16 protein-coding genes are annotated in these 18,088 nt (G+C 73.0%); 9 read left to right on the top strand and 7 right to left on the bottom strand.

Annotated features, from left to right (window positions below):
- Nucleotides 1-30: 30 nt before the first annotated feature.
- Nucleotides 31-678 (bottom strand): thiol:disulfide interchange protein TlpA, encoded by a 648-nt coding sequence (tlpA, locus tag ACS5PV_RS15050; protein WP_455396135.1) that lies wholly within the window; start codon nucleotides 676-678, stop codon nucleotides 31-33.
- Here tlpA and argH point away from each other — a divergent pair.
- The gene (argH, locus tag ACS5PV_RS15045; protein ID WP_455396134.1) at nucleotides 677-2,068 is read left to right on the top strand and encodes an argininosuccinate lyase; all 1,392 of its coding nucleotides are present in this window, start codon (nucleotides 677-679) and stop codon (nucleotides 2,066-2,068) included. The two genes, tlpA and argH, sit on opposite strands and share 2 nt — an antisense overlap.
- Nucleotides 2,069-2,289: 221 nt before the next feature.
- Nucleotides 2,290-3,072 (top strand): SDR family oxidoreductase, encoded by a 783-nt coding sequence (locus ACS5PV_RS15040; RefSeq protein WP_455396133.1) that lies wholly within the window; start codon nucleotides 2,290-2,292, stop codon nucleotides 3,070-3,072.
- A 271-nt stretch (nucleotides 3,073-3,343) separates the two neighbouring features.
- Here the strand turns inward: ACS5PV_RS15040 and ACS5PV_RS15035 are convergent, their stop codons facing one another.
- Nucleotides 3,344-4,510, bottom strand: coding sequence for a complex I NDUFA9 subunit family protein (locus ACS5PV_RS15035; RefSeq protein ID WP_455396132.1), 1,167 nt, complete (start codon nucleotides 4,508-4,510; stop codon nucleotides 3,344-3,346).
- 142 nt (nucleotides 4,511-4,652) lie between these two features.
- Here ACS5PV_RS15035 and ACS5PV_RS15030 point away from each other — a divergent pair, with 142 nt between their 5' ends.
- Together ACS5PV_RS15030 and ACS5PV_RS15025 are read left to right on the top strand one after the other, a co-directional pair.
- Entirely contained in the window at nucleotides 4,653-5,108 is a 456-nt protein-coding gene (locus tag ACS5PV_RS15030) for a DUF2243 domain-containing protein (RefSeq protein WP_455396131.1), read from the top strand.
- Complete coding sequence (locus ACS5PV_RS15025) at nucleotides 5,108-5,254, top strand: hypothetical protein (protein ID WP_455396130.1); 147 nt, start codon at nucleotides 5,108-5,110, stop codon at nucleotides 5,252-5,254. Before ACS5PV_RS15030 ends, ACS5PV_RS15025 begins: the two co-directional genes overlap by 1 nt.
- 4 nt (nucleotides 5,255-5,258) lie before the next feature.
- On the opposite strand, the gene ACS5PV_RS15020 is transcribed toward ACS5PV_RS15025, so the two are convergent.
- Nucleotides 5,259-6,761: an NAD(P)/FAD-dependent oxidoreductase gene (locus tag ACS5PV_RS15020; RefSeq protein WP_455396129.1), complete on the bottom strand. Its 1,503-nt coding sequence runs from the start codon at nucleotides 6,759-6,761 to the stop codon at nucleotides 5,259-5,261.
- A gap of 187 nt (nucleotides 6,762-6,948) precedes the next feature.
- On the opposite strand from ACS5PV_RS15020, the gene ACS5PV_RS15015 reads away from it, so the two are divergent.
- The 5 genes from ACS5PV_RS15015 to ACS5PV_RS14995 all read left to right on the top strand — a co-directional run bounded on the left by ACS5PV_RS15015 (nucleotide 6,949) and on the right by ACS5PV_RS14995 (nucleotide 11,606).
- Nucleotides 6,949-8,769, top strand: a complete 1,821-nt coding sequence (locus ACS5PV_RS15015) for a hypothetical protein (protein ID WP_455396128.1) — start codon at nucleotides 6,949-6,951, stop codon at nucleotides 8,767-8,769.
- Between the two features lie 3 nt (nucleotides 8,770-8,772).
- On the top strand, nucleotides 8,773-9,339 hold the full coding sequence (locus ACS5PV_RS15010) for a hypothetical protein (RefSeq protein WP_455396127.1): 567 nt from the start codon (nucleotides 8,773-8,775) through the stop codon (nucleotides 9,337-9,339).
- The gene (locus ACS5PV_RS15005; protein WP_455396126.1) at nucleotides 9,339-10,655 is read left to right on the top strand and encodes a flavin monoamine oxidase family protein; all 1,317 of its coding nucleotides are present in this window, start codon (nucleotides 9,339-9,341) and stop codon (nucleotides 10,653-10,655) included. Before ACS5PV_RS15010 ends, ACS5PV_RS15005 begins: the two co-directional genes overlap by 1 nt.
- Nucleotides 10,656-10,697: 42 nt before the next feature.
- The gene (locus tag ACS5PV_RS15000) at nucleotides 10,698-11,171 is read left to right on the top strand and encodes a hypothetical protein (protein ID WP_455396125.1); all 474 of its coding nucleotides are present in this window, start codon (nucleotides 10,698-10,700) and stop codon (nucleotides 11,169-11,171) included.
- A 114-nt stretch (nucleotides 11,172-11,285) separates the two neighbouring features.
- On the top strand, nucleotides 11,286-11,606 hold the full coding sequence (locus tag ACS5PV_RS14995) for a hypothetical protein (protein ID WP_455396124.1): 321 nt from the start codon (nucleotides 11,286-11,288) through the stop codon (nucleotides 11,604-11,606).
- 150 nt (nucleotides 11,607-11,756) lie between these two features.
- Here ACS5PV_RS14995 and ACS5PV_RS14990 read toward each other — a convergent pair whose 3' ends face one another.
- From ACS5PV_RS14990 to ACS5PV_RS14975, 4 genes are all read right to left on the bottom strand, one after another.
- Nucleotides 11,757-13,940, bottom strand: coding sequence for a CHASE domain-containing protein (locus tag ACS5PV_RS14990; protein WP_455396221.1), 2,184 nt, complete (start codon nucleotides 13,938-13,940; stop codon nucleotides 11,757-11,759).
- A gap of 891 nt (nucleotides 13,941-14,831) precedes the next feature.
- The gene (locus ACS5PV_RS14985) at nucleotides 14,832-16,808 is read right to left on the bottom strand and encodes a PhoX family protein (RefSeq protein WP_455396123.1); all 1,977 of its coding nucleotides are present in this window, start codon (nucleotides 16,806-16,808) and stop codon (nucleotides 14,832-14,834) included.
- A 77-nt stretch (nucleotides 16,809-16,885) separates the two neighbouring features.
- Nucleotides 16,886-17,134: a hypothetical protein gene (locus tag ACS5PV_RS14980; RefSeq protein ID WP_455396122.1), complete on the bottom strand. Its 249-nt coding sequence runs from the start codon at nucleotides 17,132-17,134 to the stop codon at nucleotides 16,886-16,888.
- Nucleotides 17,135-17,431: 297 nt separating this feature from the next.
- A complete protein-coding gene (locus ACS5PV_RS14975) occupies nucleotides 17,432-17,755 on the bottom strand; it encodes a hypothetical protein (protein WP_455396121.1) in 324 nt (107 codons plus the stop codon).
- Nucleotides 17,756-18,088 lie beyond the last annotated feature (333 nt).

Below are 18,088 nucleotides of genomic sequence, written 5' to 3'. Positions count from 1 at the left end.
GGAATCGCGAGCCGGTTCAACGAACAGGGTCTATCCCCGCCCGAGCGCCGCCCGCACCAGCTTCAGCGCGTCCCCGCTCGCCCACTCCGCCGGGCCCTTCATCACGCCGACCGCGCAGCCGTCGGGGTCGATCAGGAAGGTGGTGGGCAGGCCCACCACCTCGCCGCCCTGCTGCAACGCCGGCAGCGCCCGCCCGGCCGGGTCGGAATAGTAGGCGAGGCGGGAAATCCCGTTCTCCTGCATCCAGCGCGGCGGCCGGTCGGGGTTGCGGGTGTCGAGGTTGAGCGCCACCACCTCGAAATCCTTGCCCCCGAGTTCGCCCTGGAGCCGGTCGAGGGCCGGCATCTCCGCCTTGCACGGCGCGCACCACGTCGCCCAGAGGTTCAGCAGCACCGTGCGCCCCTTGAGGTCGGCGAGCGTCCGCGGCTGCCCGTCCGGCCCGGTGAAGGTGATGGCCGGCGCGGGCTTCGGCCGGGGATCGACCTGGAGCGCGGCCACCTCGCCGCGGGCGAGGGGCGAGACGCGGGCGGCGGTGGCGGCCCCGAGCGGGCAGGCGCCGCCGTTGCCCCCGCCCGCAACCCCGTATAGGGCAGCCCCGAGGCCGAGGACGGCGACGAGCCCCCCCGCGACGAGGGCGAGGCGGGTTTTTCGCGAGGATGCGAGACGAGGTGAGGACATGAGCAACCGGATGTGGGGCGGGCGCTTCGCGAGCGGCCCCGCCGAGATCATGGAGGAGATCAACGCCTCCATCGGCTTCGACAAGCGCCTCGCTCCCCAGGACATCCGGGGCTCGCTCGCCCACGTCGCGATGCTGGGCAAGGCGGGGATCCTGCCGGCCGAGGATGTGGCGAAGATCGAGGCCGGGCTCAAGTCCGTCCAGTCCGAGATCGAGGCCGGGACCTTCGAGTTCCGCCGCGAGCTCGAGGACATCCACATGAGCGTGGAGAGCCGGCTGCGCGAGATCGTCGGCCCGACGGCCGGGCGGCTCCACACCGCGCGCTCGCGCAACGACCAGGTCGCCACCGACATGCGGCTGTGGGTGCGCGACACCCTCGACGCCCTCGACGCCCAGGCCGCCGACCTCCAGCAGGCGATGGCCGAGCTGGCGCTGAAGCACGCGGGCACGGTGATGCCGGGCTTCACCCACCTGCAATCGGCGCAGCCCGTCACCTTCGGGCATCATCTCCTGGCCTATGTCGAGATGCTGGCCCGCGACCGCGGCCGGTTCCGCGACGCCCGCGCCCGCCTCAACGAGTGCCCGCTCGGCGCGGCCGCACTCGCCGGCACCTCGTTCCCGATCGACCGCCACGCCACGGCGACGAGCCTCGGCTTCGACCGGCCGACCGCGAACTCGCTCGATTCGGTCGCCGACCGCGACTTCGCCCTGGAAGCCCTCTCGGCGGCAGCGATCACGGCGGTGCACCTGTCGCGATTCGCCGAAGAGATCGTAGTCTGGACCTCGGCCCAGTTCGGCTTCGTCAAGCTGTCGGACCGGTTCACCACCGGCTCCTCGATCATGCCGCAGAAGCGCAACCCCGACGCCGCCGAGCTGGTGCGGGCGAAGTCCGGCCGGGTCATCGGCGCGCTGTCGGGCCTGCTCATCGTCATGAAGGGCCTGCCGCTCGCCTATTCGAAGGACATGCAGGAGGACAAGGAGGGCACCTTCGACGCGCTCCAGACCCTCTCGCTGTGCCTCGCCGCCATGGCCGGCATGGTGCGCGACCTGGAGCCGGTGCCGGAGGTGCTGAAGGTGGCCGCCGGCTCCGGCTATGCCACCGCCACCGATCTCGCCGACTGGCTGGTGCGCGAGCTCGGCCTGCCGTTCCGGGACGCCCATCACGTGACCGGCCGCCTCGTCGGCGAGGCCTCGTCCCGCGGCATCGGCCTCGAGGCGCTGCCGCTCGACGTGATGCAGCAAGAGGAGCCGCGCATCACGCAAGCCGTCTTCGCGGTGCTCGGCGTCGAGAACTCGGTCGCGAGCCGCACCAGCTACGGCGGCACCGCGCCGGACAACGTGCGGGCGCAAGCCGAGGGCTGGCTGAAGCGGCTTTCCGGCGAGACGGCCTGAGCGCCGATCCGCCAGAGGCTCCGCCACATCCGCGACCTCATCCTGAGGTGCGACCGCAGGGAGCCTCGAAGGAGGCCTCCAGAACTCCCCGAGAGAACTGGAGGCCTCCTTCGAGGCCGCTGCGCGGCACCTCGGGATGAGGTTCCAGGTGGGAGGGGGGGCGTGGTTGTGTTAGTTCCTGACGTCAGCGGACAAGCTTTGGAATAGCGGGAGGAATCACCATGGATCTCGGTCTCAAGGGCAAGCGCGCCCTCGTCCTGTCGTCCAGCCGCGGCCTCGGCCGCGGCATCGCCGAGGCCCTGGCGGCCGAGGGCGCGGACGTGCTGCTCACCGCCCGCACCGCCGAGCGCCTCGACGAGGCGGTGGCGGCGATCAACGCCCGCGGCCAGGGCCGCGCCTACGCCTTCGCCGGCAGCCTGAAGGACAATGTCGAGGCGATCTACGCGGCGGCCCAGGAGCATCTCGGCGGGGTCGACATCCTGGTCGCCAATACCGGCGGCCCGCCGGCCGCCACGGCGCTCACCGTGCAGCCCGAGGCCTGGACGCCCCAGTTCGAGGCGATGGTGACCCCGGTCTTCCGCCTCGCCGGCCTCGTCCTGCCGGGCATGCGCCAGGCCGGCTTCGGCCGCATCCTGGTGGTGGCCTCGAGCGGCGTCGAGCAGCCGATCCCGAACCTCGTGATGTCGAACGCGCTGCGCGCCTCGATCGCCGGCTGGGCCAAGACGCTCGCCTCCGAGGTCGCGGCCGACGGCATCACCGTCAACATGGTCCTGCCCGGCCGGATCGAGACCGACCGCACCGGCGAGCTCGACGCCGCCAACGCCAAGGCGCAGGGCAAGTCGCGCGACGAGATCGCCGAGGCCGCCCGCGCGGCGATTCCCGCCAAGCGCTACGGCAAGGTGCAGGAATTCGCCGACGTGGCGTGCTTCCTGGCCTCGGAGCGCGCGTCCTACGTCACCGGCAGCATGATCCGGGTCGATGGCGGGGCCGTGCGGTCGATCTGAGGAGAATGGAGGCGGGACGGCATACGTCCAGCCTCCCCCTTTCCCGGACGACTGAAACGAAGTGGAAGGAGATCCGGGACCCAGCACGAAAAGTCGCGAAGCGCCTGCTTGTCTGCAACGTTGCAAGATGCAGAGCCGCTTCGCGGCAGTTCCTGTGCTGGATCCCGGATCTCCTTCCGCTGACGCTCCAGTCGTCCGGGAAAGGGGAGCGGCAACAAGAAAGGGCGGCCCCGCGGGACCGCCCTTCTTCCTGTCCGACCTGCGACAGCCCTTACTTCCGCTTGCCCCAGCGCACGCCCGGCGCCGGGCCCACACCGGCGGCGAGCTGCCCGATCGCCGGGCCGCTGGCGTCGCCCGGGTGGTGCTGCGAGCCCGGGCCCATCGGCTCGGGGGCCATCAGGTCCGGGGTCGCGGCCATCTCGGGGGTGCCGCGGCCGGTAGCGAACTGGCCGGCCTTGCGGAAGCGCCAGAGGTAGCCCGGCACCACCGCCTCGATCGCGGTGGGCGCGATGCCGATGCCCTCGATCGTGCGCCCCTCGGCCTTCGCCGCCGCCGACACGACGTTGTCGCTCTGGAGCAGGGTGACCTGGTCGCGGGTGAGCTTCAGGGTGTCGGGCAGGAGGCCGAGCGTCGCGGTGTCGACGATCTCCATCACCCGGGCCTGGAACCGGGCGGCGGGGGCCGGCAGCGGCAGCACCACGCGGCTGCGCATCGTCACCTTCAGGGCGTACTCGACGAGCTGCTGGAGGGTCAGGATCTCCGGCCCGCCGAGCTCGTAGACCCGGCCGCCCTGGAGCTGGCCCTCGACCGCCCGGGCCACCGCCTCGGCGACGTCGCCGGCGAAGACCGGCTGCATCCGCGCCTCGGCGCCGGCCAGCGGCAGCACCGGCAGCATCCGGGCGAGCGAAGCGAAGCGGTTGAAGAAGCTGTCGCCCGGCCCGAACACGATGGAGGGACGGAAGATCACGGCGTCGGGCCGGGCCTCGAACACCCGGGCCTCGCCGATCGCCTTCGAGCGGGCATAGGCCGACTCGGACTGCTCGTCGGCGCCGAGGGCCGAGACGTGCACCATCGGAGCGCCGACCGCGGCGGCGGCGCGCGCGACCTCGCCGGCGCCCTCGGCCTGGAGGCGCTGGAAGCTCTGGCTGCCGCTCTCCTGGAGGATGCCGACGAGGTTGACCACGATGTCGGCGTGCTCGGCGGCGCGCACGATCGAGGCCGGGTTGCGGAGGTTGGCCTGCACGCCGACGATCTGGCCGACGCGGCCGAGCGGCTGGAGGAACTGGGCGAGGTCGGGCCGGCGCACCGCCACCCGGATCCGGTAGCCGCGCTTGGCCAGCGCCCGCACCACGTGGCGGCCGAGGAAGCCCGATCCCCCGAACACGGTCACGAGCTGCGAGGCGGGCCGGGTCAGGCCGACATGGTCGAAGCCGGTCATGGTCGTGGAGTCCTTCCGCGGGTCTCGTCCGGGGAGTTGCGCCGGGGTTCTGCGGGCTCCTTAGTCGAGGGGGCGGGCGCTGTGAAGCTCCGGCGCCGTCGCGGGCCCCGGAACGGATGCAGATCCGTGCCGTTCGCCGGGCATGACGGCCCTCACCCGACCCCATCCCGGCCTGTGGCCCGGCCTGCTGATCGGCCTCGGCCTCGGCGGCTTCTTCGACGGCATCGTGCTGCACCAGCTGCTGCAATGGCACCACATGCTGAGCAGCTGGTACCCGGTCACCTCGCTCGACGCGCTGGAGCTGAACACCCGCTGGGACGGGTACTTCCACAGCGCCACCTACGTGTTCGTGGTGCTCGGCGTGTTCGGGCTCTGGCGCCGGGGCGGTCCCCGTGACGGCCGGGGCCTCGCCGGCGCGGTGCTGCTCGGCTGGGCGGCGTTCAACCTCGTCGAGGGGGTCATCGACCACCAGATCCTCGGGCTGCACCACGTCAACGAGACGGTGCCGCGGGCGGACTGGGTCTGGTGGGATTCGGGATTCCTCGCCTGGGGCGCGGCCATGGCGCTGGCGGGCGGCCTCCTGGTGCGGAGGCGGTGATGCGCGCGGCGCTGCCGTGGCTGCTCCTCGCCCTGGCGCTCGCCGCCGCGACGGCGCCGGTCTGGGGACGGTGGGTCGCCGGGTTCGACCCGACGCTGGACGAGCTGCTGAGCCTGCGCTGCCGGCCGGCTCAGACGGCGTCGTGACGGCTCACGCCACCTTGCGCGGCACCATCCGCTCGCTCGCAAGCGCCTCCTGCGCCCCCGACAGCCCGGCCTCGGCGTATTCGGCGTCCTCGTTGACGTTCCACACGTCGTAGCGGCGCTCGCCGGCGAGGATGTTCCGCGCGGTCAGCATCGCGGTCATCATCGCGTGGTCCTGGTTGTTGTACTTGTGCATCCCGTTGCGGCCGACGAGGTGGAGGGTCGGGTAGCTGCCCTCGAGGTCCCGGCGGATCGTCGCCACGTGGGCGCGGTAGGCGTCGTCGTAGACCGGATAGGCCTTGGGCTGGCGCACCACGCAGGCATCGACCACGCTCGCCGGATCGACGAGGCCGATCTGGCCGATCTCGCGGCGCGCCAGTGCGATCAGCTCGGAATCGGCCGCGTTCCACAGGCCGTCGCCCTCGAAGCAGAAATATTCGAGGCCGAGGCAGGTATAGGTCTCATCCGGCACCATCTCGGGCGACCAGGAGCGGAAGTTCTGCACCCGGCCGACCTTCACCGCCGGGTCGTGGACGTAGATCCAGTTGTCCGGGAAGCTGTCCCTGGCCTTCGCGATCAGCGCCACGGTGACGAAGTCGCGATAGCGCAGGGAGCGGGCCTGGAAGGTGCTCAAGGGGGCCGGGCGGATCGCGCCGACGAGCTCGCGGATCGGCGCCGAGGAGACGACGTTGCGCGCCGTGAAGGTCTCGCGCCCGCCGCCCTCGCGCCGGGCGCTCACCGTCCACAGCTTGGTGGTGGAATCGTAGGACAGGCCGTCGACCCGCCGGTCGAGCAGCACCTGCCCGCCGTCACGCCGGATCGCGCGGGCGGCCGCGTCCCACATCATGCCGGGACCGCGGCGGGGATAGCGGAACGACTCGATCAGCGTCTTGATCACCGGGCCGTCCCCGGCGGCCGGCCGGTGCAGCCCGAGCGAGCGCTTCAGCCCGTCGCGGATCGCCGCGCCGAGGTCGAGCCCCTTGATGCGCTGCGCCGCCCAATCGGCCGAGATGTCGTCGCAGGACATACCCCACACCTTCTCGGTGTAGGTCTTGAAGAAGATCGAGAACAGCCGCTCGCCGAACTGGTTGCGGACCCACTCGTGAAAGCTCCTCGGGTCGGGCGTCGGCCGGGCCCGGGCCCAGAGATAGGAGGCGACGCACAGACCGCTCTCGACGATTCCGAGGTTGCGCAGGGCCTCGAAGGCCTTAAGCGGGTAGGCGTAGGTCTTGCCCTTGTAGTAGATCCGCGACAGCCGCGGCCGCTCGATGAAGTCGTCGGGCAGGATCTCGTTCCAGAGATCGACCACCTCCTTCGACTTCGAGAAGAAGCGGTGGCCGCCGATGTCGAACAGGAAGCCCTTGTACTCCACCGTACGGCTGATGCCGCCGACCTGGGTCGCGTCGCGCTCCAGCACCACGACGTCGCGGCCGGCCTTCGCCAGCATGTAGCCGGTGGTCAGGCCCGCCGGTCCCCCGCCGATCACCAGCGTCTCGGTGTGAAGGCTCATCGCTCGGGCAACTCCGGGACCGGCACGGCCGCGTGCGGACGTGTCTCTCCCCGAGCTTTACCGGCCGGATGGTAAAGATCCGCTCAACCGCCCGCGCTAACCGGGGGGTAACGGCGAGCGTGCGAACCGGGGGACCCCGGTTCTTCCCAAGGCCCCGGATCTCCTCCCGGCTCAAGGACCCCGCGCCATGCTCGCCGCCTTGCTCGCCCAGGCCCGGTCCGGACCGCAGGCGCGACCCTCGCCCTTCGAGCGCCCGGCGCTGGTCTGGCTCATCGTGCTCGCCGGCGCCGTCGGCTTCACCTCCTGGGCCGGCCTCGGGGCGATCCTGCGCGACCTGCGCCTGCCGGATACCGACGACGCCATGCGGCTCGTCCAGGTGCGCGACCTCCTCGCCGGCCAGTTCTGGTTCGACCTCTCCCAGCACCGCCACGCCGGCGCGCCGCCGATGCACTGGTCGCGCCTCGTCGACGCGCCGATCGCCGGGCTGATCCTGCTGGCGCGGCCCTTCGCGGGACCCGCCCTGGCGGAGGGCATCGCCGCGCTGGCCTGGCCGTTCCTGCTGCTCGGCCTCTACGCGACGCTGCTCTACCGCGGGGTGCGACGCCTGTTCGGCTGGCGCGCCGCGGCCTTCGCGCTGTTTGCCGCCACGCAATCGGTCTTCGTCATCGGCCTGTTCGGCCCGGGGCGGATCGACCACCACAGCGTCCAGATCTGCGCGATCCTCGCGCTGATCCTCGCCCTCGCCCGGCCGGACGCGACGCTGCGGGACGGGGCGGTCGCCGGCGCGCTCGCCGCCCTCTCCCTGGCGGTCGGGCTCGAGGCGCTGCCGTTCATCGCGCTCGCCGGCCTCGTCCTCGCGGGCCTATGGCTGCGGGCCGGGCGCGCCGCGCTGCCGCCCTTCCTCGGCTACGGCCTCGCCCTCGGGCTCGTCGCCCCGGCCCTGTTCCTGGTCCAGACCGCGCCGGCCCTGTGGAGCGCCACCGCCTGCGACGCGCTCTCGCCGCCCTGGCTCTGGCTCGCCGCCTCGGCCGCGGTGACGGCCGGAGCGGCGTCCCTCCTGCCGGGCGAGCGGGGGAGGGGCCGGCGCCTCGGTCTGCTCCTCGCCTGCGGGGTCGCGGCGGCCGGCGGATTCCTCGTCCTGTTCCCGGCCTGCGCCGCCGGGCCGTTCACCGGCATGCCCGACGTCGTGCGCCGGGAATGGCTGGTGCGGGTGCAGGAGATGCTCCCGGCCTGGCACCTCGCCCGGCACGCTCCCGACCTCGCGCTCGCCGGCTACCTGCCGGTCGTGATCGGCGCCGTCGCGGCGAGCCTGTGGGCGTGGCGCGGCCGCGAGGCCGGGCAGCGATATCTGATGGCGGCGGTCGCCGGCGCGCTCTGGCTCGGCCTCGCCCTCGGCGTGCCGCAGGTCCGCGGCCTCTACGTCGCCGCCGCCTTCGTGCCGCTGGTGGCCGGTCCGGTCTTCGACCGGGCGGTGGCGCTGCTGCGGGTGCCCGGGGCCACGGCGCCCCGGCAGGTCGCCGCCGTGGCGGTGAGCCTCGCCCTGTGCAGCAAGGTCTGGCTCCTCGTCGTGTCGCTCCTGCCGGGCCTGCCCGGGCCGGACAAGGCGATGGAGGCCGAGCGCACCGCCTGGCAGGAGTGCGGCGCTCCCCGGGCGATCGCGGCCCTCGACGTCCTGCCGCCGGGGCTGGTCCTCGCCCGGATCGACCTCGGGCCGGCGCTGCTCCTGCACGGCCACCACGCCGTCGTGGCCGCGCCCTACCACCGGGCGCTGCCGGGCCTCGTCGCCGCGCTCGACGCCTTTCGCGACGTGAACGCCCTCGCGCCGGTGGCGGCGCGGGTGGGGGCGGACTACATCGTGGCCTGCACGACCCCGGCCGACCCCGAGGCGTCGAGCGTCGCCGACCGGATCGGGCGCGGCGAGATCACCCCGCCCGGGCTGGAGCCGGTCCCGGTGCCGGACACCCCCTTGCGTGTGTGGCGCCTCGCGGCCGGCGCCGCCGGAGGCTGATCCGTGACCGGGCGTGCCGCCGCGCTCTCCCTCCTCGCCGTCGTCTCCGCCCTCGTCCTCGCGGTCCTCGCCGCCGGGGCGGTGATGGTCGCCCGCGGCGAGGAGCCCGGCGGCATCGAGGAGGCGTGGTTCGCCCTGCTCGGGCCCCCCGATCTCGGCCCGGTCGATTTCGCGGCTCTGCGGCGCGTGCCGTCCCGGGGCGACGCGCTCGCCTGTGCGGCCGATGTCTGTCCGCACGCGCAGGCCGACGCGGTGCCGCCTCTCTACCCGGTGGCGGGCGCCACCTTGCGCGAGATCGTCCGGGCGGTGGCCGAGCGTGAGCCGCGCACCGCGCTCGTCTTCACCGACCGGTGGGGCGAGCAGGACCGCTACGTCGCCCGTACCGCCTGGCTTCGCTGCCCCGACACCGTCGTGGTCGAGATCGTGGGCCGCGGGGAGGGCCGATCGAGCCTCGCGCTCTACATTCGCAGCCAGGCCGGTTGCCCGGTCCCGGCGACGGGCCGCGGGCGGCTGGCCCGCTGGCTCGACGGGATCGCGGCGGCGGCCGGAACCGAGGCGAACGAGGGGTGATGATCCGGATGCCGCGCGCAGCCCACGAGCACCTGAGCCCCACCGGCACCCCGCCGCTCGCGGACCTGCCCGCTCACCCCGACGTGGTGGTGATCGGTGCCGGCGCCGCCGGGATCGGCGCCGCGCGCCGGCTGCTCGCCCGCGGCCTGTCGGTGGCGGTGCTGGAGGCCCGCCCGCGGCTCGGCGGCCGCACCGTCACCACCGCCTTGCGCGGCCATCCGGTCGATCTCGGCGCCCACTGGCTCCATGCCGGGCCGATCAATCCCCTGGTGGCGCTCGGTCTCGCGCGCGGCGAACCGCTGCGCCGGGCCGCGCAGGAGAGCCACCTCTGGGTCGGGCGCCGTCCGGGCCGGCCGGCGGAGGAGCTGGCCTTCGGCCGCGCCTGGGCCGTCGCCGACCGGGCGATGACCGACGGCGCGCGCCTCCACGGCGAGGACCGGCCGGCGGCGAGCGCCCTGCCGCCCGGCCTCGGCCCCTGGGGGCGGCGGGTCGCGCTGGTGCACGGCCTCGTCTCCGGCCGGCCGCTCTCCGAGGTCAGCCTGCACGACTTCCCGAGCATGGAGTACGGCGACAACTTCTTCATCGCCGGCGGCTACGGCGCCTACCTCGCCCGCCTCGCCGCCGGGCTGCCGGTGGCCCTCTCCACACCCGTCACCGCCCTCGACTGGGCCGGCGAGGGGGTGCGGCTCGATCTCGGGACGCGCGGGACCTTGCGGGCTCGTGCGGCCCTCGTCACCGCCCCGATGATGGTGATGCAGGAGCCGGCCCCGGCTTTGCGCTTCGCTCCCGACCTGCCCGGCCCGGTCCGCGCGGCGATCGACGGATTCCGCACCGGCATCTACGAGCACGTGGTGCTGCACTGGCCGTCCTCGCCGTTCCGCGGCCGCGACCGGCTGGCGAGCCTGATCGGCGGCCGGCTCCAGCCGCCGGGCCTGCTGACCCGGGTCGACGGCACGCCGTTCCACTACTTCGAGCTCGACGTGCCGCTCGCCGCCCGCCTCGACGCCGCCCGCGCCGGGGCCGACGGCGCGCGCCGCCTGGTGCGCGAGACCCTGGCCGGGCAGGTCGGCCGCGGGCCGTTGCGCGACCTCGCCGTGCCGGCGGTGACCGAGTGGCGCCACGACCCCTGGTCGCGCGGCTCCTGGGCGGTGGTGCCGCCGGGCCATACCGGGGCCCGCGACCTCCTGAAGGAGGCGGTGGCTGAGCGGATCTGGTTTGCCGGCGAGGCCCTGTCGCGCGAGCAGTGGGGCACCGCGGGCGGCGCTTTCGCCGAGGGCGAGCGGGCGGCGGAGGCCATCGCGGTCGTTCTCCACTAAAGCCACATTGGGATTGCCGTCGGCGGTCCCTACATTCCTGCCATGTTGACCCGCGTCCTCACTCTCCTGCTTCTCCTCGGCCTGTCCTGCGCCGTCGAGTCCCACGCCCAGCCGCTCACTCGCAACGTCCTCAAGGGCGCCTGCGAGAAGCTCGTCGTCGCCGGCAAGGACGTCAGCCCGACCTGCGGCGAGACCATCGTCAACACAGTCCAGGGCCGGCGCACCTCGTTCGACTTCACCTCGAGCGACGGCACCACCGTGAGCTTCAGCGGCACCGGCATGCCGCAGGACCGCCAGGAGGAGGTCGGGGTCGATGCCCTCCAGCCGGTGAGCGCGGTGATCCTCACGGTAAAGGGCGCCGACGGCGGCATCACCCGCGACACCCTGATGACCGTCGGCTCCTGCCGCTTCCCGGCTTCCAGCCCGGGCCGCTCCACTGTCGCCTGCGCGGCCGACACCCAGCGCGGCCGCTTCGAGGGCACGTTCGTTACGGCGAGCGACGCGGCGAACAAGTAGGGCGGCGCAGGCAGGGCAGCGCGCGCAAGCGCGAGATTTCGCTTCGCATTCCCCTGGGTGACGACTATCATTCCGTGCGTATCGCATCGCAGCCGATGACAGGATCGGTCGACAATGGTGGAGTCGTTCCCCTCTCCGAACAACAATATACTGCTCCGGCAGATGCAGGGTATTCGCCGCGATATTCAGGAAACCCACGAGCGTGAGAGCCGGCTGATCGAACTCGTCGGCCGACTGGCGATGCGGATGGATGAGGGTTTCAACCGTGTCCGCGACGACATCGGAACTGTGCGGGAAGATATCGACTCGCTGAGGCGGGATATCGACGCGCTTCGTGGCGACAATGTCTTGATGGAGAATCGCGTGCTGACCGCGATCTCCGAGGTGCGGCGGCTCTCCGAGCGCATCGATACCCTCGCCGACGGTGAAGACTGAGCCCGGACCGAGGCTCGTCCGACGGGCATCCTGCCCCCTTTATCCGGTCGCGTGACGATCGCTCGACCATCGCCTGCGCGGCCGACACCCGGCACGGTCGCGACGGCGGGCGACACAGCCCGGGATCCGCCGGCCTCGCGAGGCCGGTCGTCAGGTCGCGATCATCTCGCGGATGCGCGCCGCCAGGGCGTCGACCGCGAAGGGCTTGGTCAGGACCGCCATGCCGGGTTCGAGCGGGCCGTTGCCGAACAGGGCGGCCTCGGCAAAGCCCGTGATGAACAGGACCTTCAGGTCGGGCCGGGCGACCCGGGCGGCGTCCGCCATCTGGCGCCCGTTCATGCCGCCGGGCAGGCCGACATCGGTCACCAAGAGGTCCACGCGGGCGTCGGACTGGAGCACCCGCAAGCCACCGGCCCCGTCCGCGGCCTCGACCGCGGTGTAGCCGAGGTCGCTCAGAACGTCGGTCACGAGCATGCGCACGGTCGGCTCGTCGTCCACGACCAGCACGGTCTCCCCCGTCTCGGCCTGGGCCATCGGACGCTTGTCGGGGTCGGGCCCGTCCGCGTCGGCCTCGCCGCGATGCCGCGGCAGGTAGAGGCACACGGTCGTGCCCACGCCGACCTCGGAGACGATGCGCACCTGCCCGCCCGACTGCTTGGCGAAGCCGTAGATCATCGACAGGCCGAGACCCGTGCCCTCGCCCATCGGCTTCGTCGTGAAGAACGGGTCGAAGGCCCGGGCGACGACCTCCGGGGGCATGCCGGTCCCGGTGTCGGACACGCACAAAGCCAGGTACTGCCCCTCCGGCATGTCCTGCGCCGCGGCCTGCGCGCGGTCGATCCAGCGGTTCTCCGTCGCGATGACGATCCGGCCGCCCTCCGGCATCGCGTCCCGCGCGTTGATGCAGAGGTTCAGGAGGGAGTTCTCGAGCTGCGACGGGTCGACCAGGGTGGGCCAGAGGTCGTCCGCCCCCGTGTGCCGCACGTCGATGGCCGGGCCGACGGTGCGCTGGATCAGGTCGAGCATCCCGTCCACCAGCCGGTTCGCGTCGACGGCCCTCGGCGCCAGCGTCTGGCGGCGCGAGAAGGCGAGGAGGCGGTGGGTCAGCGCCGCGGCGCGCTTCGAGGCGCCCTGCGCGGCGGCGATGTACTTCGCCACGTCCTTGGAGCGGCCCTGGCCGATGCGGGTCTCGATCAGCTCGAGCGCCCCCGAGATGCCGGCGAGCAGGTTGTTGAAGTCGTGCGCCAGCCCGCCGGTGAGCTGGCCCACCGCCTCCATCTTCTGCGACTGGCGCAGCACCTCCTCCATGCGCGCGCGCTCCTCGCCGGCCTGGCGCAGGCTCTCGGCCGCGTCCCGCAGGTCGCGCGTGCGCTCCTCGACCCGGGCCTCCAGGGAGGCGTTGAGGCGGCGGATCTCGTCCTGCGTGCGGCGCTGCCGGAACGCCGCGAAGGCGAGCAGCGCGCTGGCGAGGAGGCCGCCGCCGCAGACGAGCCCGACCTCCGGCAGCGCCGAGGCGCGCCGGGCCGAGACGCGCTGCTCGAACACCACGGTCCAGGTGCGCCCGCCCAGTTCGATCGTCGCCTCCCGCGTGAGGCGGCCGGGCGTCGTGTTCCGCGCGCCCACGGAGCGGTGCAGCAGCGTCGCCTCGCCGGGGACGCCGTCGTAGATGGCGAAGGCGGCATCCTCCTCGGCCTCCGCCGCCACGATGCTGTTGAACAGGTCGTCGGCCCGGAAGGCGCCGAAGACGAAGCCGAGATAGCGCCGCCGCCGCTCGTCGAGGTCGGACGGGACGGTGCCGCCGGCATAGACCGGCATGGCGACGAGGAAGCCGGCCTGCTTGTTCGCGTCGATCTCCTGCACGAGCTGGATCCGCGCCGAGGCGGCCGGCTGGCCGCTGTCGCGCGCCCGCTCGACCATGTCGCGGCGGACCGGGTCGGACATCACGTCGTAGCCGATGGCGGCCTGGTTGCGCGGGTTCGGCGGTTCGGCGAACAGGATCGGGCTGAGCACCGGATAGTCGCTCTGCGGGCGCACGCGAAAGTCCGGCACGCCCAAAGCCGCGGCCCGCGCGGCGAAGCGCTCGCGCTCGGAGGCCGGGATCGCCGGCGTGAAGCCGATGCCGAGGAAGCCGGGATACAGCGCCTGGAACTCGATCCGCTGCACGTAGGCGCGGAACTCCGCCAGCGTGACGGTGTCGCGGTTGGCGGCGAACAGGCCGGCGCCGCCCCGCAGGAGGGCGGTGTAGGTCCGGAACTGGTCCTCGACGGTGCGCAGCTCGATGTCGGTGGCGTGGAGGAAGGCCAGCCGGTCGCGCAGGCTCCCGGCCCGCCACATCAGGGCGGTGCTGAGCCCCGTCGCGATCAGGCCCGCGGCCAGGATCGCGTGCGGGATCCATCGCGCCGCCCGCGGCGGCCGCGGGATCGGGAGGGCCGTCGTCTCGACACGGCCTTGCTGCGGGGGACGGTCGTGCAAGGGACGGTCGTGCAAGGGACGGTCGTGCAAGGAATGGTCGTGCAAGGGAGGAGCCGGACGGACGGAGCGGGCCCGTCGCGACGGACGGGCGGTGGCGGGCGCGCCCATGATGGCGCCGCCCGGACGGTTTTGCGAGCCGTCGAGCGCGGGTCGGGCGACCGGAGGTTCCCGGGACCGGCGCCGCGAGGGTTCAGCCGATCACGCCGGACCCGACCGCGGGACAGGGGGCCGGCGAGCCGCGAGGTGCGGCTCGGGCAGGGAGAGGAAGGGTCGTCTCAAGGATGGCTCCCGGATCGGCGGCCCACAACTCGAAGCTCTGCCGTTCCGTTCCAAGTCTCGCCCCGCGATGGTTGCGGGATCCTTACGGCAGCCGGGGCCGTCCGGGCGCAGGCATCCAGGCCGGAGGGCCGCACGGCAGCGCTCCCGGCCGACCGGGGCGATCGGGTATCTCCACCGTCCCGGTCGCCGCCACCGGCGACGACGTCCTGGCCTGCGGGCCGCCGCCCGCCACCAGCGGCCGGTCGTGATGCGCCCGCACCAGACGATCGCTGCCCGCAGGCTGGCGCGCGCGGTGGCTATCGATGTCGCCCTCCTGGTCTGCGACCACGATCGGGCTCCGGGCCGCGTCGGCCGTCTCCGCGCGTCGGCAAAGACACACGATTCGGTCAAGCCGACGCATCGGCGCCAAGGCCGTCAGCCTGCTCGGGAGAGGGGAGAGGGTCCGGGGCGGCGCGAGTCTCGAGGAGGTGGGCTTTACGCCCCCACTTTCCCCCCACCCCTTTTCGTGATCGCCAGCACCGCCGGGCGCGGCGGCAGGGCGGGGTCGAAGTCGGGCCAGCGGGTCGCCGGGCTCTCGAAGGTCGCCGGGGTCGCGGTCGGATCCTCCTCGTCGGCCTCGCCGGGATGCTGCACGGCGACGAAGAAGGTGGTGTCGTCGGGGGTGAAGTAGGGGCCGCACATCTCGGCCCCGAGCGGCACCTGGAAGAAGTGCTTGGCCGTGCCGCGGCGGGCGCCGTCGGTCTCCATTGCCCAGATGCCGTCGGCGCGGCCGGTCTTGGCCGGCGAGTTGCCGTCCGTGGCGACCCAGAGCCGGCCCGCGCCGTCGACGGCGCAGTTGTCCGGCATGCCGAACCAGCCGTCCTTCGTCGTCGCCGACGAGAAGGTGGCGCCCACCGCCGCGACCGAGGGATCGCCGCAGCGCACCAGCACCTCCCAGGCGAAGGCATCGGCGGCGAAGTCGCCGCCCGCGGGCGAGAGCTCGACGATGTGGCCGAAGCGGTTGTCCGGCCGCGGGTTGGCGGCGTCGACCTGGTCGGCCTTGCGGCGCACGTTGTTCGTCAGCATCACGTAGACCTTGCCGGTCTTGGGGTTGGCCTCGACGTCCTCCGGCCGGTCCATCTTGGTGGCGCCGAGCAGGTCGGCGGCCCGGCGGGTCTCGATCAGCACGTCGGCCTGGTCGCGAAACCCGTTCTCCGGCGTCAGCGGGCCCTGCCCGAACACCACCGGCAGCCAGGTGCCGCGCCCGTCGGCGTCGAAGCGGGCGACCGACAGGGTGCCGTGGTCGAGGATGTCGCGGTTGGCGGCCTTGTCCTGCGTGTTCACCGGATCCCGCGTGACGAAGCGGTAGACGTAGTCGAAGCGCTCGTCGTCGCCCTGGAACACGACGTAGCGGCCGTCGCGCGCCATCGCCCCGGCGGCGCCCTCGTGCTTGAAGCGGCCCATGGCGGTGCGCTTCACCGGCACGCTCGTCGGGTCGAACGGATCGATCTCGACCACCCAGCCGAAGCGGTTCGGCTCGTTGGGCTCTTTCCCGAGGTCGAAGCGCTCGTGGAAGCGGGCCCAGCCGTAGAGGTTGCCCGGCATGCCGAGGCGCTTGTGGTTACGCGCCTCGCCCGAGCCCTCGGGCAGCCGGCCCTGGAAGTAGTAGTTGACGTTCTCCTCGCAGGTCAGCCACGTGCCCCAGGGCGTGACGCCGCCGGCGCAGTTGTTGAGCATGCCGAGAACCTGCGTGCCTTGCGGGTCGGCGCCGGTACGCAGGCGGTCCGCGCCGGCGGCGGGGCCGGCGATCCGCATCGGGGTCGTGGCGGTGATCCGGCGGGCGTACCGGGAATCCGGCACCACGCGCCAGCGCCCGTCCTCGCGCTTCACCTCGATCACCGAGCCGCCATGGGCCGCCATCTCGATGTCGACGAGGTCGCGGCTCATGCCGGCGAAGGCCGCCTTGCCGTCCTGCCGGCCGAGGCCGGGGAACATCAGCTCCTCGTTCGTGTACTCGTGGTTGGCGACGAGGAGGCCGTGGCCGGCGGGGTCGCTCGCGCCCGGCAGCGGGAAGAAGCCCAGGAAGTCGTTGTTGTAGCCGAATTGCTGCGCTTGCGCGGCCGCCGACTGCCTGTGCGGATCGAAGGGCGGCGCGCCGGGCAGGACCGGGTCGCCCCAGCGGATCAGCACCTCGGCGTCGTGGCCCTCGGCCACGTGGTGGCGCTCGTCGGCGCCGGCCGGCAGCTCGCGGAACGGGAAGGTCTCAGGATGTGCCGCGGCGACCGCCCGGGGGGCCAGGGTGGCGGAGATCGCCGCGACCGCCAGTCCGCCTGCCAGTCCGCCGCGCAGGATCTCGCGCCGGTCGAAGCGCCGGGCCACGACCTCGCCGAGGGTCGGGTTCGGGCTCGGGTTCGAGCCGGCATCCTCGGCGGCTTCGGCCTGCTGCGAACGGTTCAGCGACGGCTGTGTCATCGGGGTCCCCCTCGGCGCTCCGGCTCGGATCAAACCGGAAGCTTACCTTGGGGACCGTGGCGTGGAGATGACGGTGCTCAGCGATGCGTCCGTCGGTGCGCCGGCAGGGCCCGCACGGAGCCGGTGGTCTCCGGGACGAACCAGGGCGCGGGCTGTTCCTGCGGGCGGGCCTCGGCGGGCGAGCGGGCGGTGGCGTAGGGATTGGTGACGTAGCTGCTCATGAAGGCGCCGCCGGCGGGCTCGCGGTCGCCGCCATTGGCGAGCGCCGGGACGGACAGGGCGAGGACGGGCAGGGCGACGACGGCCGCGGTGACGAAGCGGGTCATGGTGTCGGGTCTCCGGCCGCCCTCAAGTCCCGGCGTCTCACGCGGGCGCGGCGGGGATGCGGGCGGCATGGAGGAGATATGGGCCCGGCCCGTCCGGGCCCGCGTGCGCCGGCGCACCGGACCGACGAGGGAGACACGCCTCTTCCGCCTCTCCCCCTCTGCCGGATCTCCTTCCGCTTCGCTCCCGTCGTCCGGGAAAGGGGAGCGGCTTGGCGAAGACCCGACGGCCCGTGCGGCGTGCCCGCGCCACATCGTCATGGATCGTGGACGCGTATCGGACCGGATCGCCTGCCGGCCTCACGGCAGCAGATGCGCGTCCAGCCACGCAGGCGGGGCCGGGCGCGGCAGGCGGGGGGCGATCCAGTCGATGACCGCGTCGGGCGTGTCGAAGAGCGGGGCGCGGGCGAGCGCCCGGCCGGGGCCGTAGGTCTCCGCCACGCGCCACTTGTGGCGGTGCTCCGGCGCGGCGGTGCCGGGTTGCAGGCGGACCAGCAGCGAGACCGGCTGGTCGCCGAGACAGATCAGGCAGCCGTCCTGGTCGACGCCCTCGCCGCCCTGCACCCGGACAGGGTGGTGGGTCAGCCCGTCCACCGGTCTCGTCTGCGTGCGTCGCCCGAACATCGCGCTCCTCTCGTCGCCCTCTTATGGTCTAACAAGGCGGGTCGACGAAGATCGAAGCGAGTTCCGACGATGCACCGCACCGGCGCGCAGCTCCGCCACGCCCCTCACGACCCTGCGTTCACGAGAAACAAATACCCGCCCTTACAACCGATAATTGATTAAACAACCGTTAAGAACGCTCGCTTGATTGATCGTGACACGCTTTCACCGAGCGCTCAAGCTGGCCGGATCCCGGGCTCGATTGTCGGATCCGGTGACGTCCGGGTTGCGGCCTGTCGCCTCGATTGGCGGTTCCGGCGGCGGACGGGGAGGCGCGCCCCGCGAAACCTGCTA

This window comes from Methylobacterium sp. Gmos1, from assembly GCF_053764715.1.
The sequence above is the reverse complement of the archived record's forward strand: the minus strand, read 5'-3'. Positions and strand labels throughout refer to the sequence as shown.